The following is a 16162-nucleotide window of genomic DNA, read 5'->3' as shown; positions in this document are numbered from 1 at the left end:
ACGACGAAGGGCCCCGGAACCACGCGGCGGTAGCCGCATGATGTGAGCGCCGGGGCCCTTTGCTGCAAAGCCGTCGCAGACTAGTCGCTGCTGTTGAGGATCGAGATGAGCCTCAGGAACTCCATGTAGATCCACACCAGCGTCAGCGTGAGGCCGAAGGCGGCGAGCCAGGCCTCCTCGCGCGGCGCGCCGTAGGCGAGGCCGTCCTCGACCTGCTTGAAGTCCAGGGCGAGGAAGCAGGCGCCGAGCAGGATGCCGACGATGCCGAACACGATGCCGAGCGGGCCGCTGCGGAAGCCGAGGCCGTCACCGCCGCCGAAGACGGCGAACAGCAGGTTGACCGCCATGAGCAGGATGAAGCCGAGCGCGGCCGCCATCACGAAGCCGACGAAGCGCCGGTTGACGCGGATCCAGCCCGCCTTGTACGCGACCAGCACGGCGGCGAACACCGCCATCGTGCCGATCACCGCCTGCATGGCCGCACCGCTGGCGATGCGGTTGTCGACGACGCTGGAGACGACGCCGAGGAACACACCCTCGAGCGCGGCGTAGGACAGGATCAGCGCGGGCGAGGCCTTGCGCTTGAAGGACTGGACGAGCGCCAGCACCATGCCGATCAGACCGGCGACGATGGCGATGCCGTACGACCGGCTGATGTTCGCGTCGTCGACCGGCAGCAGCGCCCAGGCAAGGGCCGCCGTGACGATCAGGGTGCCGAGCGTGGTGCCCGTGCGCAGGATGACGTCGTCCATCGTCATCCGGCCGGTGGTGGCCGGGGCCTGCGGCGGTGCGCCGTGCTGAAGGTCCGTCTGGGCGTAAGGGTTCTGCGCGTACGGGTTGCCGGCCGGCTGGGCATACGGGTTGCCCTGCGTGCCTACTGCGGCGCCCCCGGCCTGCGGCGCGGTGTTGAAGCCCGCGTAGCCGTTGTCGCGGCTGAACCCCCGTCGCGAGAAGACCGGGTTGCTGCTCCTCATTTCACTCCTCCATGGCCACCGTGCGTGGCCTTGGCTCAAGAGTAATAGGTTGGCAAAGGATCGACCCTAATACCTGCGGAGGATCTTTCCCTCTTCGTGCTGCGCAACACGGTACGCGGCTGGGTGATTCCCGGCCATGGACGGGATCATTCATGACCAACCTGGGACGTGGCCGGAACCTGTCGGAGATCACTCCCCCGGCCCGCACCGGCGCTCACCCGAACGGAAAGCCCGTGTACCCCTCGGCCAGGTCCGTCTCGGCGGCCCGCGACGACGCGATCCGCTCCAGCCGGGCCAGCTGGAGCCGGTCCTCGAACGGCGTTGCGCCGGGGGTCCGGTGCAGCAGCGTCGTCATGTCGTACGAGAACCGCTCGGCCTGCCAGACGCGGCGCAGACAGGTCTCGGAGTAGGCGTCGAGCAGCTCCGCCGAGCCCTCTTCCCGCTGATACGTCAGTGCGCGCGCGAAGGTGACGACGTCCCCGACGGCCAGATTCAGCCCCTTCGCGCCCGTGGGCGGCACGATGTGTGCCGCGTCACCGGCCAGGAACAGGCGGCCGTACCGCATGGGTTCGTGGACGTAGGAGCGCATGGGGGTGACGGACTTCTGGGTGATCGGGCCCCGCCGGAGCCGCCAGTCGTCGTCCGTCTCGAAGCGGCGTTCCAGCTCCGCCCAGATCTCGTCGTCACTCCAGTGCTCGGCGTCGGTGCCGTCCGCCACCTGGAGGTAGAGGCGGGAGACCGACGGGGAGCGCATGGAGAGGAGGGCGAAGCCTCGGTCGTGGCGGGCGTAGACCAGTTCGTCGTGGGAGGGCGGTACGTCGGCGAGGATGCCGAGCCAGCCGAAGGGGTACGTCCGCTCGAATACCCGGGTCAGCTCGGCGGGGATCGCCTTGCGGGACACTCCCCAGAAGCCGTCGCAGCCGACGAGGTAGTCGCACTCCAGGACGTCCTCGCGCCCCTCGTGCAGGTAGCGCACGCGCGGGGTGTCGGTGTCCGCGCCCTCGACCGCGAGCGCCTCCGCCTCGAACAGCAGCGGGCCGCCCTCCTTCAGTTGGAGGGCGATGAGGTCCTTGCAGACCTCGGTCTGGGCGTAGACCATCACCGACCGGCCACCGGTGAGCGCGGGGAAGTCGACGCGGTGGCGCTTCCCGGCGAACCGCAGCTCGATGCCGTCGTGCCCGAGGCCCTCGCGGTCCATGCGCTCTCCGGCGCCGGCCGCGCGCAGCACGTCCACCGTGCCCTGCTCCAGGATTCCGGCGCGCTGGCGGTGTTCGACATAGGCGCGGTCGCGGCTCTCCAGGACGACCGAGTCGATGCCGGCGTTGTGGAGCAGACGGGCGAGGAGGAGGCCGGCCGGGCCCGCTCCGATGATGCCGACGGTGGTGCGCATCGGTCGCCTTCCCTTCGCTGTTCGCCAGGTGAAATTTCATTCACCATTTCCTGACGCGAGTCTCCGACCGCACCCGCCCGCTGTCAACGGTTCGGTGAAGTCTTGAAGGGAGCTTGCGGGAAGCTCGGAGGGAAGGAGAACGTCGGAAGTGCCCAGAGCCGGACTTGAACCGGCACGCCCGCGAAGGGGCAGCGAGGTTTAAGCTCGCCGTGTCTGCATTCCACCATCTGGGCAGGCCATGGGCTCCGCATCGAGGTTCCGAGCCTATCGGGATACATCCCCCGAACAGCGGACGGGCGGACCGATGTTGTCTTATTTTATTGACGTCTGAGGGTGCATCAGCCCACGGAACACGCCATCCGCACTTGCCAATAGCCTTACGTGCGCCAGTCGACGGCGCATACGGAATGACGGAATTTCACCGTCCGAACGAGGACGCTCCACCTGTTCTTGACGCGAACGGCCGTCAGGGGTCCTCGTCATCCTCAGGTATGACGCGGCGGGGTCCGGTCCATCCGCAGTCTGCCTTCGGAACCGGAACAGCGACTGACTACACGGCGCGATTCGGCCGGGAGGATGGACGACGTCCCCTCGTACACACCGTCGTCCCTCAGGAGTGCCTTCTCGTGACCACCGCATCCATCGCCGGCCGGGCCACCTCCGTGGCCGCGCGTGCCACGGATCTGTCGAAGATCTACGGACAGGGCGAGACCCAGGTGGTCGCCCTGGACCGGGTCACCGTCGAATTCCGGCAGGCCGAGTTCACCGCGATCATGGGCCCGTCCGGCTCCGGCAAGTCCACGCTGATGCACTGCGTGGCCGGCCTGGACACCTTCTCCTCCGGTTCGGTCCGAATCGGCGAAACCGAGCTCGGCTCCCTGAAGGACAAGCAGTTGACCAAGCTGCGCCGGGACAAGATCGGCTTCATCTTCCAGGCGTTCAACCTGCTGCCGACGCTGACCGCCCTGGAGAACATCACCCTCCCGATGGACATCGCGGGCCGCAAGCCCGACAAGCAGTGGCTGGATTCGGTCATCCGCATGGTGGGCCTCGCCGACCGCCTCAGCCACCGCCCCGCACAGCTCTCCGGCGGGCAGCAGCAGCGCGTCGCCGTCGCCCGCGCCCTGGCCTCCAAGCCCGAGATCATCTTCGGCGACGAGCCCACCGGAAACCTCGACTCGCGCTCGGGCGCCGAGGTGCTGGGCTTCCTGCGCAACTCCGTACGGGAGTTGGGGCAGACCGTCGTGATGGTCACGCACGACCCGGTGGCCGCCGCCTACGCGGACCGCGTGGTCTTCCTCGCCGACGGCCGGATCGTCGACGAGATGTACCGGCCGACCGCGGACAACGTCCTCGACTTCATGAAGCAGTTCGACGCGAAGGGCCGCACCAGCTGATGTTCCGCACCGCCCTGCGCAACGTACTGGCGCACAAGGCCCGGCTCCTGATGACCGTGCTCGCCGTCATGCTCGGCGTCGCGTTCGTCTCCGGCACCCTGGTCTTCGCCGACACCCTCTCCAACGCCTTCCGCAACCAGTCGGCGAAGAGCTACGACAACGTCGCCGTCGCCATCACCTCGTACGCGAACCCGGACGACGCCAAGGAAGAGCCCGGGCTCTCCCGCAAGACCCTCGACAAGATCTCCGCGGTGGACGGCGTCGAAGCCGCGTACGGCCGCGTCGACGGCTTCGCCGGGGTCGCCGACCCCGACGGGAAGCTGATCGGCGTCGGCTGGTCCAACAAGGGCTCCAACTTCGCCCCCGGCAAGGACGGCAAGGACTCCGCCTACACGTTCACCGACGGCTCGGGCCCGGTGAAGGACGATCAGATCGCCCTGGACAAGGAGTCCGCGGCCAAGGGCGAGTACCAGGTCGGCGACCGGGTCCGGGTCGCCACGAACGGGCCGGTGAAGGAGTACACCCTCAGCGGCGTGTTCACCACCGAGGACGGCGCCGTGAACGCCGGCGGCAGCCTCGTCCTCTTCGACACCGCGGTCGCCCAGAAGCAGTACCTCAAGCCGGGCTACTTCGAGAGCGCCACCGTCACCGCCGCCCCCGGCGCCGACGACAAGAAGATCCTGGACGCGGTCAAGCCGCTGCTGCCGGAGAGCGCCGAGGCCAAGACCGGCCAGGCGCTCGCCGACGAGCAGGCCGAGCAGATCGAACAGGGGATGAGCTCGCTCAAGCAGGTCCTGCTCGGCTTCGCGGGCATCGCGCTCTTCGTCGGGATCTTCCTGATCTCCAACACCTTCACGATGCTGGTCGCCCAGCGCACGAAGGAGATCGCCCTGATGCGCGCCGTCGGTGCGTCGCGCAAGCAGATCACCCGCTCGGTGCTCGCCGAGGCCGCGGTGGTGGGCCTGGTCGCGTCGGCGATCGGCTTCGTCCTCGGCATCGGGCTGGCGATGGGGCTGCGCTCCGGCATGGCCGCGTTCGAGATGAAGATCCCGGACGGCCCACTGGTCCTGTCCGCCACTCCGGTGCTCGCCGCGATCGGCGTCGGTGTGCTGATCACGATGTTCGCCGCCTGGCTGCCCGGCCGCCGGGCCGCGAAGATCCCGCCGGTGGCGGCCATGAGCAGCGTCCACGCCATCGCCACCACCAAGTCGCTGGTGGTGCGCAACTCCATCGGCGCGGCCATCACCGCCCTCGGCGCCGCCGGGATCGTGGCGGGTGCCTCGGCCGGCGGCGAGAACGGCCGGATGCTCATCGGGGCGGGGGCGTTCTTCGCACTGATCGGCGTGATCATCCTGATCCCGCTGCTGTCCCGGCCCGTGATCGCGCTCGTCCGTCCGCTGCTCGTCGGCCCGTTCGGGGTGGCCGGGAAGCTGGCCGGCCAGAACGCGGTCCGCAATCCGCGCCGTACCGGCGCCACCGCCTCGGCGCTGGCGATCGGACTGACGCTGGTGACCGGCCTGTCGGTGCTCGGCATCACGGTCGGCACGGCCATCGACAAGATGACCACGGACAACATCAAGGCCGACTACATGGTCTCGATGGCCAACGGCGGGGACCTCGACCAGTCCGCGCTGACGGCGCTGGAGAAGGCCAAGGGCGTCTCGGCGGTTTCGCCGCAGCAGAGCGTCTACTTCCAGGCCGGTGACGAGGACTACGTGTCCGCCTCGGCGGTCACACCGGGCGACATCCAGCAGGTCCTGAACGTCGACGTCGTCAGCGGCAACATCGACTCGCTCGCCGAGGGCCGGATCGCGGTCGCCGAGAAGACGGCCAAGAGCAAGGGCTGGAAGCCCGGCGACAGCGTCCCCGTCACGTTCAACGACGAGAAGAAGGGCACGCTCAAGGTCGGCGCTGTCTTCAAGGACAGCGAGTTCCTCTCGCCCGTCCTCGTCGACACGAAGGTCGTGAACCCGCACGAGGTGCAGCCGTACATCCAGCAGATCTTCGTGAAGGTGGACGGCGGCCAGTCCGCGGCGAACGAGAAGGCCCTCGTCAACGCGCTGGGCGACAACCCCGCGATCAAGGTCATGGACCAGCAGGACATCCGCAACGAGTTCGGCGGGGCCATCAACACTCTGCTGAACATCATGTACGGCCTGCTGGCGATGGCCCTGATCATCGCGGTGCTGGGCGTCGTCAACACCCTCGCGATGTCGGTGTTCGAACGGCAGCAGGAGATCGGCATGCTGCGTGCGATCGGTCTCGACCGGCGCCGGGTGAAGCGGATGGTCCGCCTGGAGGCCGTGGTCATCTCGGTGTTCGGAGCGATCGTCGGCATCGGTCTCGGCTCGTTCCTCGGCTGGGCGATCGGCGAGACCATCGCCGAGCAGATCCCGGGCTACCGGCTGGTCCTGCCCTGGGACCGCATCGGGATCTTCCTGGTGCTGGCCGGACTGGTGGGCGTCCTCGCCGCGCTGTGGCCGGCCCGTAACGCCGCACGGCTGAACATGCTGAACGCGATCAAGGCGGAATAGCCGTACGAGCTCATGGGCCCCGTTCCCGGTAGGGAACGGGGCCCTGGCGTTTCAGCCCCAGGTACGGGCCCGCAGCGGCATCCCGGAGTCACCGGAGTCGGGTGTCCTGACGGCCAGCACCTGGTTGACGCCGATGCGGTTGCGCTCGAAGGCGAGCGCGCAGGCGGCCATGTACAGCCGCCAGACACGGGCGCGTCCGACGCCGGTGAGTCCGGCGGCCCGCGGCCAGTCGGCTTCCAGGTTGGCGACCCAGCGGCGCAGCGTCAGGGCGTAGTGCTCGCGGATCGACTCGACGTCGCGCACCTCGAAACCGGCCCGTTCCAGCTGGGTGACGGTGACGCCGATGGGCTGGAGCTCGCCGTCGGGGAAGACGTAGGAGTCGATGAACTCGTCCACCTCGTACGTGGATTCGTCCCGCTGCGGACGGCGCCCGATCTGGTGGTTGAGCAACCGCCCGCCGGGCTTCAGCAGCCGGTGCAGTACGTCGGCGTACTCCAGATACCGTTCGGCGCCGACGTGTTCGGCCATGCCGATGGAGGAGACGGCGTCGTAGGGCCCGTCGCCGACGTCCCGGTAGTCCTGTACGCGGATCTCCACCTTGTCGGTGAGCCCCTGGTCGGCGATGCGCTTGCGGGCGTAGGCCGCCTGCTCCTGGGAGAGAGTGATGCCGACGACGCTCACGCCGTACTCGCGGGCCGCGTGCATCGCCATCGAGCCCCAGCCGCAGCCGACGTCGAGCAGCCGCAGGCCGGGCCGCAGCGCGAGCTTGCGGCAGACCAGGTCGAGTTTGTCGTGCTGGGCGGCCTCTAGGGTGCCGTGCGGGGGCGGGGCCGGCCAATAGGCGCAGGAGTACACCATGGACGGGCCGAGGACGATCTCGTAGAAGTCGTTGCCGACGTCGTAGTGGTGGCTGATCGCGCGTCTGTCGGTGCGCTTGGTGTGCAGGTGGGCACGGGCCCGGCGCACCTCCTCGGGCGGCGGCGCGGGCGGCAGGGGAAGACCGCTGAGCTTGACGAGGCCGCGGACGGCGGCGCGTACGTCGGGTTCCCTGAGCGCCTGAGCCAGGCTGCGGGCATCCTCCCCGCGCTCCCACACGAGCCCCGCGAGCAGATCGAGGGCGGTGTACAGGTCGCCCTCGATGTCGAGGTCCCCGGCCACCCAGGCCCGGGCCAGTCCCAGCTCGCCGGGCTTGAACAGCAGCCGCCGCACGGCGCGGCGATTGCGTACGACGAGGGTCGGCGCGCCCGGCGGGCCCGCCTGCGAACCGTCCCAGGCGCGAATGCGCACCGGGAGCGGAACCCCCAGCAACTGTTCGAGCAGGCCCTTCAGCCGCACCGCGGCGTCTGGCATGGCGCACACCTCCGTGATGGGATCCCGGAATGTCCAACACCACGTAAACACCTGCAAGCGCCCCGCGCAGTCCCCCACGCGCGTTACAGCTGGGCAAACCCTGGGAAGGCGTACGCGCCCGGCACCGCGGCGGCCGCCCGGACGGCCCGAAGGGGGCCGCCCGCACCACGGATGGCGGGTGGCCCCCTTCGGGGTCGTTCAAGTGACCGGAGGTCAGGAGGCCTTGGCCTTCTCGCCCTTCTCGGCGTTGCTCGCGGGAGCGACCGGGGCCGGCTTCGCGGCCTCGTAGAACTCCTCGCGCGGGGACTCCAGCGCGCCCAGCGCGACGACCTCGCGCTTGAGGAACATGCCGAGCGTCCAGTCGGCGAAGACGCGGATCTTGCGGTTGAAGGTCGGCATCGCCATGCCGTGGTAGCCACGGTGCATGTACCAGGCGAGGCGGCCCTTGAGCTTGATCTTCACCTTGCCCATGACGATCATCGCCACGCCCTTGTGGAGGCCGAGGCCCGCCACCGCGCCCTTGTTGGCGTGCGAGTAGTCCTTCTGCGGGAAGCCCCGCATACCGGAGATCACGTTGTCGCCGAGGACCTTGGCCTGACGCAGCGCGTGCTGCGCGTTCGGCGGGCACCAGGCGTTCTCGTTGCCCGCCTTGCGGCCGACGAGGTCCGGGATCTGGGCGTTGTCGCCTGCGGCCCAGATGTAGTCGGTGCCCTTGACCTGGAGGGACGGCTCGCAGTCGACGTGACCGCGGGGGCCGAGCGGCAGACCGAAGCGGGTGAGGGCCGGGTTCGGCTTGACACCGGCCGTCCACACGATGGTGTTGGAGTCGACCTCGAGGCCGTTCTTCAGCACGACGTGGCCGTCGACGCAGGAGTCCATGGAGGTCGAGAGGTAGACCTCGACGCCACGGGCCTCCAGGTGCTCCTTGCCGTACTGGCCGAGCTTCGGGCCGACCTCGGGCAGGATCTTGTCGGCGGCGTCGACGAGGACGAACCGCATGTCCTCACGGGACACGCTGGTGTAGTACTTCGCCGCGTCGCGGGCCATGTCCTCGACCTCGCCGATGGTCTCCGCACCCGCGAAGCCACCGCCGATGAAGACGAAGGTGAGCGCCTTGCGGCGGATCTCCTCGTCGGTCGTGGAGTCGGCCTTGTCGAGCTGCTCGAGGACGTGGTTGCGCAGGCCGATGGCCTCCTCGATGCCCTTCATGCCGATGCCCTGCTCGGCGAGGCCGGGGATCGGGAAGGTGCGGGAGACCGCGCCCATCGCGATGACCAGGTAGTCGAAAGGCAGCTCGTACGCCTCGCCCACCAGCGGGGCGATCGTGGCGACCTTGCGGTCCTGGTCGATGGTGGTGACCCGGCCGGTGAGGACCTCCGCCTTGGGCAGCACGCGTCGCAGCGGGACGACGACGTGGCGCGGGGAGATGCTGCCGGCGGCGGTTTCGGGGAGGAAGGGCTGGTAGGTCATGTACGACCGGGGGTCGACGACCGTGACGGTCGCCTCTCCGTAGCGCATCTTCTTGAGGATGCGCCGAGCTGCGTACAGGCCTACGTACCCACCGCCTACTACGAGGATCCTGGGACGCTCCGTGGTGCTCATGCCATCGAGTATCCACCTGCCCCAGGGGGGTCGCTCGTGCGCCCCTTCACAAGCTCTTGCAGCCCCTGTGCTACACTCCCCGGCCCGCGTGACGCAGGTCATGGTCACGATCGGGAACCGGGATGCGATACGCCCCGTTGTCAATGCCGCGTGAGCTGCCTCTCTGTCCCTCCGGGGCCCCTGTGAGCGGACCGGAACACCCTCGGGCGAGCAGCTCCCAGAGCCTCTTTACACCGGCCATCTGAACATGTTCAAGGGGCTGTTCACCCCTCGGAAGGGTCAACCGACACCGATCCGTGGTCCGACAGGGCCGAATTCCTTGTGAAGAACTTCACGAACTTTCTCGATCGAGCCCCCGCGGCAGGTCGACGGCGACCCCGAAAGCCCCCTCGGGGGCGCTCATACGCTAGCCGACCTGCTCAACCGAAAGCTACCCACTGGTAATAAATCGAGACCCGGACTACCCCGCGGCGGCAATCTGAGGCACCGTCACCCGGTCGGCCACACTCCGCGCGAAAATGATCAGAAGGGCACATAACGTGCAGCCATGATCACCTCACAGAAGGCGCCCCTGCGGGCTGCCAAGCGAATAGTCTCGGTCGGCGCTGCCCTTGGTATCGCCCTTGCGTTGGGTACGGCTGCCGCATCCACTGCGACAGCGGCGCCCGCCGCCATGAACGCCACTGCCGTACAGTCCAGTCCGGCCCACGGCGGCCATGGCGACGACGGAGGGTGCAGCGGCCTCCTCGTCCTCCTCTGCAACTGACGGACAGCCCGCACGGGCTTTGACGCAACGGCCCCGGTACCTCGTGGAGAGGTACCGGGGCCGTTGCGCATCTTCGCGCCATCCGCGGGCGCCCCGCGGCTCGGTGGCCACGCCCGCCCTACCGGGCCGCCTCCGCCACCTTGAAGGCGATGCCGTCGAGGATGTCGTGCTCGCTGACGACGACCTCCTCGGCGCCGATCCGTTCCATGATCGCGAGCAGCACCAGCGCGCCCGCCGCGATGACGTCAACTCGCCCCGGGTGCATGGACGGTACGGCCGCGCGCTCGGCGTGGGTGGAGCGCAGGAGCCAGTCGGTGATCTCGCGGACCCGGTCGTGGCCGATCCGGGAGTGGTGGATGCGGGCCGAGTCGTAGTCGGGCAGGTCCTGCGCGATCGCCGACACCGTGGTGACCGAACCGGCAAGCCCCACCAGCGTCCTGGCCTCGCGCAGCGGCACCGTCTCCTCGGCCAGGTCGAGGGACGCCTCGATGTCGGCCCGCATCGCGGCGACCTGCTCCTCGGAGGGCGGGTCGGAGACGACGCCGTCGCGGACCAGATGGCGCTCGGTCATCCGCACACAGCCGACGTCCACGGAGCGCGCCGCGCGGACGTGCTCCTCGCCGACGACGAACTCGGTCGACCCGCCGCCGATGTCCACGACGAGGTAGGGGCGGTGCAGGTCCTCGCGTCCCACGAGCTCCTTCGTCGCGCCCGTGAAGGAGAACTCGGCCTCCTGGTCCCCTGTGACGACCTCGGGCTCGACGCCGAGGATGTCCATGACCCCGCGGACGAACTCGTCCCGGTTCTCGGCGTCCCGGGAGGCCGACGTGGCGACGAACCGCAGCCGCTCGGCGCCGTGCTCCTTGATGATCGCCGCGTAGTCACGGCAGGCGGCGAAGGTCCGCTCCAGCGCCTCGGGCGCGAGCCGCCCCGTGCGGTCGACACCCTGGCCGAGCCGCACGATGGTCATACGGCGGTCCAGGTCGACGAGTTCCCCGGTCCGCAGGTCGACGTCGGCGACGAGGAGCCGGATGGAGTTCGTACCGCAGTCGATGGCGGCGACACGGGTCACCGGCCGTCCTCCTCGGACTCCCCAGGCGCCTCGGACTCCCCGGACGCCTCGGAGTTCCCGGTCGCCCCGGACTTCTCGGGGAGCGTCACGCACGCGCCCTTGCTCCACCACTGCGGCAGCATCGCGATGGCCTCGTCGCCCAGCGGATTGACACCGGGCCCCGCGGCCAGCGAGTGCGCGACCAGCACGTGCAGACACTTCACCCGGTCCGGCATACCGCCCGCGCTCGGAAAGCCCGTCAGCTCCTCGATCTCGTCGCGCCGCCGGATGTAGTCCTCGTGCGCCGAGCGATACGCCGCGGCCAGCTCGGGGTCGGACTCCAGCCGCGCCGTCATCTCCTTCATCACGCCGTTCGCCTCCAGCGTGCCGATCGCCGACGACGCCTTCGGGCACGTCAGGTAGTACAGCGTCGGGAAGGGCGTGCCATCGGGCAGCCGCGGGGCCGTCTCGACGACGTCCGGCTGCCCGCAGGGGCACCGGTGCGCGATCGCGCGCAGCCCGCGCGGGGGACGCCCGAGCTGCTGCTTGAAGGCCTCGACGTCCGCGTCGGTGGGCTCGGTGCGCGGGGTGGGCGGCGGGGCGGTTTCCATGCCTGTCTTTCTGTCTGTTCTCGTCGGCGGTCTTACGACCGGTCCGGACGATCGGTTCACTGCCGGGACGCGTCGGCCTTGTCGACCCCGTCCCAGATGTTCGCGTACCAGGGGCGGTCGGCCGCACCCAGCTCGGCGCGCGACTGCTTGGCCGCGTCCGGGTCGATCACGATGTAGCCGGTCTCCCCCGGCATCACATAATGCAGCCGCAGCCGGATCTGCTGCTCGGCGTAGGCGTCGTCCTGCCAGCGTGCCTTGACGTCGCGCAGTTGCTCGACCCGCTGTGCGGCGTCTTCCTTCTCCCGCTGCATGTCCGCGATCTCGGCGCGCTGGGAGACGTACTGCCTTATCGGGTAGGCGAGCGCGACGACCATGGTGCAGACGACCAGCGCGAGCAGCGCGGCGCGTCCGGTGAGCCTGGAGCGCCGGGCCTGCCGCTTCGTCTGGGAGCGGTAGACACGGGCCGCCGTCTGCTCGCCGAGCAACCGGATCCTGGTCGCGGTGGAGAACCGGTCCCGATCCTTGACGGCCATGTCCCGCCTCCCGTTTCACATGCGTACGTCCCCGCACACGGTACGGGACCGAGTACGGGGACGTACGTACGACTGGCTAAGCCTCACCCCAGGTTGGGGCTCAGCCGGCTCAGCCCTTGCTGTGCTTAATAGTTCGCAGAGCGAAACCGCGGGAACGCGCTGCGGCCGGCGTACACCGCCGCGTCGTCGAGGATCTCCTCGATGCGCAGCAGCTGGTTGTACTTGGCGACGCGCTCGGAGCGGGCCGGGGCGCCGGTCTTGATCTGGCCGCAGTTGGTGGCGACGGCCAGGTCGGCGATGGTGACGTCCTCGGTCTCGCCGGAGCGGTGGGACATCATGCACTTGAAGCCGCTGCGCTGGGCCAGCTCGACGGCGTCCAGGGTCTCGGTGAGCGAGCCGATCTGGTTCACCTTCACCAGCAGGGCGTTGGCGGCGCCCTCGTCGATGCCGCGGGCCAGGCGCTCGGGGTTGGTGACGAACAGGTCGTCTCCGACGAGCTGGACCTTGTCACCGAGCCTGTCGGTGATGGTCTTCCAGCCGTCCCAGTCGTCCTCGAACAGCGGGTCCTCGATGGAGACGAGCGGGTACGCGTCGACGAGCTCCGCGTAGTACTCGGTCATCTCGGCGGCCGAGCGGTCCTTGCCCTCGAAGGTGTAGACGCCGTCCTTGTAGAACTCGGACGCGGCGACGTCGAGCGCGAGGGCGATCTGCTCGCCGGGGGTGTAGCCGGCCTCCTTGATCGCCTCCAGGATGAGGTCGAGGGCCTCGCGGTTGGAGCCGAGGTTCGGGGCGAAGCCGCCCTCGTCGCCGAGGCCGGTGGCCAGGCCCTTGCTCTTCAGGACCTTCTTCAGCGTGTGGTAGACCTCGGCGCCCCAGCGCAGGGCCTCGGAGAAGGACTCCGCGCCGATCGGGGCGATCATGAACTCCTGGATGTCCACGTTGGAGTCGGCGTGCGAGCCGCCGTTCAGGATGTTCATCATCGGCACCGGCAGCAGGTGCGCGTTGGGGCCGCCCAGGTAGCGGAACAGCGGGAGGTCGCTGGCCTCGGAGGCGGCGTGGGCGACGGCGAGGGAGACGCCGAGGATGGCGTTGGCGCCGAGGGAGCCCTTGTTGTCGGTGGCGTCCAGGTCGAACATCGCCTGGTCGATCAGGCGCTGCTCGGTGGCGTCGTAACCGACCAGCTCCGGGCCGATCTGCTCGATGACGGCGAGGACGGCCTTCTCCACGCCCTTGCCGAGGTAGCGGTTCGAGTCGCCGTCGCGGAGCTCGATGGCCTCGAAGGCGCCCGTCGAAGCGCCGGACGGAACGGCGGCACGACCCGTGCTGCCGTCGTCGAGGCCGACCTCGACCTCGACCGTGGGATTGCCTCGGGAGTCCAGGATTTCCCGGGCTACGACGACGTCGATGGACGGCACGAGTATCTCCTTCTTGGGATGTGAAGCACTGTGTCGCTGGTGGTGCGGGGCTGTGAGCCTTGCGACTAGAGCCTAACCGCCCCGGGGACATCGGCAGCCGACCGACCGTCCCGTGGACAGGACCGAACCGTACCCATTGTTCCCTACCGGAACAAAGGGTGGGTGACCAACAGGGAAAGAAAAAGCCCCGCCCCGGTGCGTACGGGGGAACACGCACCGGAGCGGGGAGCCCGTGGGGGACGGGGGTGACCCTCACGAGGTCTTCATGATGAGTTCCACGGATGTGAGGGCTCTGTGGTTCAGCTTGTGGCCGCGTATTACTTCAGGTGCAGCTGCTGACCCGGGTAGATCAGGTCGGCGTCCTCGACGATGTCCTTGTTCAGCTGGAACAGCTTCTCCCAGCCGCCCTTGACCTTCTTCTTCTCGGCGATCGAGCTGAGGGTCTCACCCTTGACGACCTTGTACTCGCCGTCGCCCTTCTTGACCTTCTTGCCGGTCGGGGTGGTGACGGTCTTGGTCGACTTCTTCTCGGCCGCCGGACGGTCGGCGGAGCGGGAGGCCGGCTGCTCCTCGGTGGCGCGAGGGGTGGCCTCGGTGCTCTGCGAGGAGCCGGAGCCGTTGTACGCGGCGCTCGACAGGCCGGTGCCGCAGTGCGGCCAGGCACCCTTGCCCTGGCCCGCGAGAACCTTCTCGGCGATCTCGATCTGCTGCGCCTTGGTGGCCTGGTCGGCGGTGGAGGCGTACGCCGTGCCGCCGTACGCGGCCCAGGTGGAGGCGGAGAACTGCAGGCCGCCGTAGTAGCCGTTGCCGGTGTTGATGGACCAGTTACCGCCGGCCTCGCACTGGGCGACGGCGTCCCACTCGGAGGCGGTGGCGGCGGAGGCGCTGCCGGCCGCCATCAGCGGGGCGGCGACGGCGGCGGCGCCGGTGACGCCGACGACGGCTATGGCGCGGGCGGCCTTGGACGGACGACGGTGCTTGCCCTTGCTGGAAAACAGCATGGTTGGATCCCCTCACCGACGCCTGCGAGGTGAGCTGTCGGGTTCGGGCCGGTTGAGTTGCCCGGCCGCGCTCGTCCGCCTTTCGGCTCGCGTTGCGCGGCTTCACCCCAAGCCGACTCCGGCGTGCGGCCCCGAAAGGCCTCAACTGCCGGACCCGGCGCTTACCTTGGGTCCCCCGCTCCTGCCTACGGCGCTTGACGCGACGACTGTTCCCGTGCGGCCACTGGCAGGATTCGGCGTTGCGGCAGCCGGGGCTCGTGGTGACGAGCGATCACGACCGTAGACACCCGATTCCCGGAATTACAAAGACGATCAGGGCTTCTGAGATCTATCTCTCACCGCATTCAAAACGGACATTCAGGTGCGAAAGGTGACGCGAACTCTCGTTGTTTTTCGCCCCGTTCGGCCCTTATTCGACGGGGACGTCCAGGGTCTGACCGGGGACGATGTCGTTCGCGTTGCCGCCGATGGCGCCCTTGTTCGCGTCGTACAGCGCCCGCCACCCGCCGTCGAGGTCAAGGGAGTCGGCGATGGAGGCCAGAGTGTCGCCGGCGCGGACCTTGTACGAGGCGTGGCGACCGGAGGACTCGGGGGCCGGGTCCACGGTCTCGCTCTCATCGGCACTGGGCCCGCGGTGCCGACCGGAGCCGGCCTCCTCGCCGGTGAGCGCGCCGGTGTCGACGAGGCTCCAGGCGCCCACATCTTGCACCCAGTTGTCCTGATTGTCCCCGTCCGAGGTCTCCACGGGGGAGCTGTCGGGCGACTTCGAGGCCTTGGCGTCGGGTGACGCATCGGCCTTCGCGGAGCTGTCCGCCTTGGACGACGAAGGGGACGAAGACGTAGAAGAGGAAGAAGAGGGGGAAGAGGGGGAAGAGGATGAGTCCTGGGGCGATTCGGACGAAGCGCTGGGCGATTCGCTCGACGAACCCGACGAGCCATCGGCCGGGTCCGACGAGTTCGAGGAACCCGAGGAGTCGGACGAATTGGACGAACTCGATGAGCCGGACGAATCAAGCAAGCCGGAGGACCCGGACACATCGGACGGCGAGTCGTCGTCCACTCCGGTGTCGAGGTCGACCAAGCCGTTCTTCGGGGTGAGCCCGTTGAGCACCGCACAGGTACCCCAGGGCTTGGTTCCCTGGTCGGCGAGGATCTCCTGCGCCACGGCGATCTGCTGGGAACGGCTCGCCAGGTCGGGACGCGGGGCGAAGTCGAGGCCGCCGTACTGCTCCCAGTCGTCCTGGGTCAGCTGCAGTCCGCCGTAGCGCCCGTTGCCCTCGTCCGTGCTCCAGGAGCCACCGCTCTCGCACTCGGCCACCTTGTCCCACACGGTGCCGTCGGCGGCGCTCGCGCTCGCGGCGCCGAGCAGCGGGATGGCGATGGCGGACCCGGTCACTCCGGCCGCGACGAGGAGAGCCGGCGCCTGACGGGGGCGACGGTGACGACCGTTCCCGGAGAGCATGCGGGGACCTTTCACGAGGCAGCAGTGACCGCGGCGCTTTAAACCTGGCGCCGTCGTTGATCCGTGAACGTATAGG

12 protein-coding genes, 1 tRNA gene and 1 riboswitch are annotated in these 16162 nt (G+C 69.0%); of the genes, 2 read left to right on the top strand and 11 right to left on the bottom strand.

Annotated features, from left to right (window positions below; genetic code table 11):
• Positions 1-80: 80 nt before the first annotated feature.
• The 3 genes from ACZ7L5_RS40260 to ACZ7L5_RS40250 all read right to left on the bottom strand — a co-directional run bounded on the left by ACZ7L5_RS40260 (position 81) and on the right by ACZ7L5_RS40250 (position 2597).
• A complete protein-coding gene (locus ACZ7L5_RS40260; RefSeq protein ID WP_328881174.1) occupies positions 81-974 on the bottom strand; it encodes a Bax inhibitor-1/YccA family protein in 894 nt (297 codons plus the stop codon).
• A gap of 214 nt (positions 975-1188) precedes the next feature.
• On the bottom strand, positions 1189-2364 hold the full coding sequence (locus ACZ7L5_RS40255; RefSeq protein WP_471523490.1) for a 4-hydroxybenzoate 3-monooxygenase: 1176 nt from the start codon (positions 2362-2364) through the stop codon (positions 1189-1191).
• 149 nt (positions 2365-2513) lie between these two features.
• Positions 2514-2597 (bottom strand) — tRNA-Leu (locus tag ACZ7L5_RS40250).
• Positions 2598-2990: 393 nt separating this feature from the next.
• Between ACZ7L5_RS40250 and ACZ7L5_RS40245 the strand changes: the two genes are divergently transcribed.
• Complete coding sequence (locus ACZ7L5_RS40245; protein WP_328881172.1) at positions 2991-3761, top strand: ABC transporter ATP-binding protein; 771 nt, start codon at positions 2991-2993, stop codon at positions 3759-3761.
• Entirely contained in the window at positions 3761-6295 is a 2535-nt protein-coding gene (locus tag ACZ7L5_RS40240; RefSeq protein ID WP_471523488.1) for an ABC transporter permease, read from the top strand. Before ACZ7L5_RS40245 ends, ACZ7L5_RS40240 begins: the two co-directional genes overlap by 1 nt.
• A gap of 51 nt (positions 6296-6346) precedes the next feature.
• Here ACZ7L5_RS40240 and ACZ7L5_RS40235 read toward each other — a convergent pair whose 3' ends face one another.
• From ACZ7L5_RS40235 to ACZ7L5_RS40200, 8 genes are all read right to left on the bottom strand, one after another.
• Positions 6347-7645 carry a class I SAM-dependent methyltransferase gene (locus ACZ7L5_RS40235; protein ID WP_471523486.1) on the bottom strand — a complete coding sequence of 433 codons (1299 nt, stop codon included), beginning with the start codon at positions 7643-7645 and terminating at the stop codon, positions 6347-6349.
• Between the two features lie 213 nt (positions 7646-7858).
• Positions 7859-9247, bottom strand: a complete 1389-nt coding sequence (locus ACZ7L5_RS40230) for an NAD(P)/FAD-dependent oxidoreductase (protein ID WP_471523484.1) — start codon at positions 9245-9247, stop codon at positions 7859-7861.
• 884 nt (positions 9248-10131) lie between these two features.
• Entirely contained in the window at positions 10132-11085 is a 954-nt protein-coding gene (locus ACZ7L5_RS40225) for a Ppx/GppA phosphatase family protein (protein WP_471523482.1), read from the bottom strand.
• Positions 11082-11675: a DUF501 domain-containing protein gene (locus tag ACZ7L5_RS40220; RefSeq protein WP_471523480.1), complete on the bottom strand. Its 594-nt coding sequence runs from the start codon at positions 11673-11675 to the stop codon at positions 11082-11084. Before ACZ7L5_RS40220 ends, ACZ7L5_RS40225 begins: the two co-directional genes overlap by 4 nt.
• 56 nt (positions 11676-11731) lie before the next feature.
• A complete protein-coding gene (locus ACZ7L5_RS40215; protein ID WP_328881165.1) occupies positions 11732-12208 on the bottom strand; it encodes an FtsB family cell division protein in 477 nt (158 codons plus the stop codon).
• 125 nt (positions 12209-12333) lie between these two features.
• A complete protein-coding gene (gene eno, locus ACZ7L5_RS40210) occupies positions 12334-13623 on the bottom strand; it encodes a phosphopyruvate hydratase (protein ID WP_471523477.1) in 1290 nt (429 codons plus the stop codon).
• A 317-nt stretch (positions 13624-13940) separates the two neighbouring features.
• Positions 13941-14624 carry a transglycosylase family protein gene (locus ACZ7L5_RS40205; RefSeq protein WP_363039658.1) on the bottom strand — a complete coding sequence of 228 codons (684 nt, stop codon included), beginning with the start codon at positions 14622-14624 and terminating at the stop codon, positions 13941-13943.
• A 4-nt stretch (positions 14625-14628) separates the two neighbouring features.
• A riboswitch (cyclic di-AMP (ydaO/yuaA leader) is annotated at positions 14629-14827 on the bottom strand.
• A gap of 206 nt (positions 14828-15033) precedes the next feature.
• Complete coding sequence (locus ACZ7L5_RS40200; RefSeq protein ID WP_471523475.1) at positions 15034-16086, bottom strand: transglycosylase family protein; 1053 nt, start codon at positions 16084-16086, stop codon at positions 15034-15036.
• Positions 16087-16162 lie beyond the last annotated feature (76 nt).

It is taken from the genome of Streptomyces sp. NPDC107528 (genome assembly GCF_055639295.1).
Note: the sequence above shows the minus strand (reverse complement) of the source record. Positions and strands in the feature narration are given on the sequence as shown.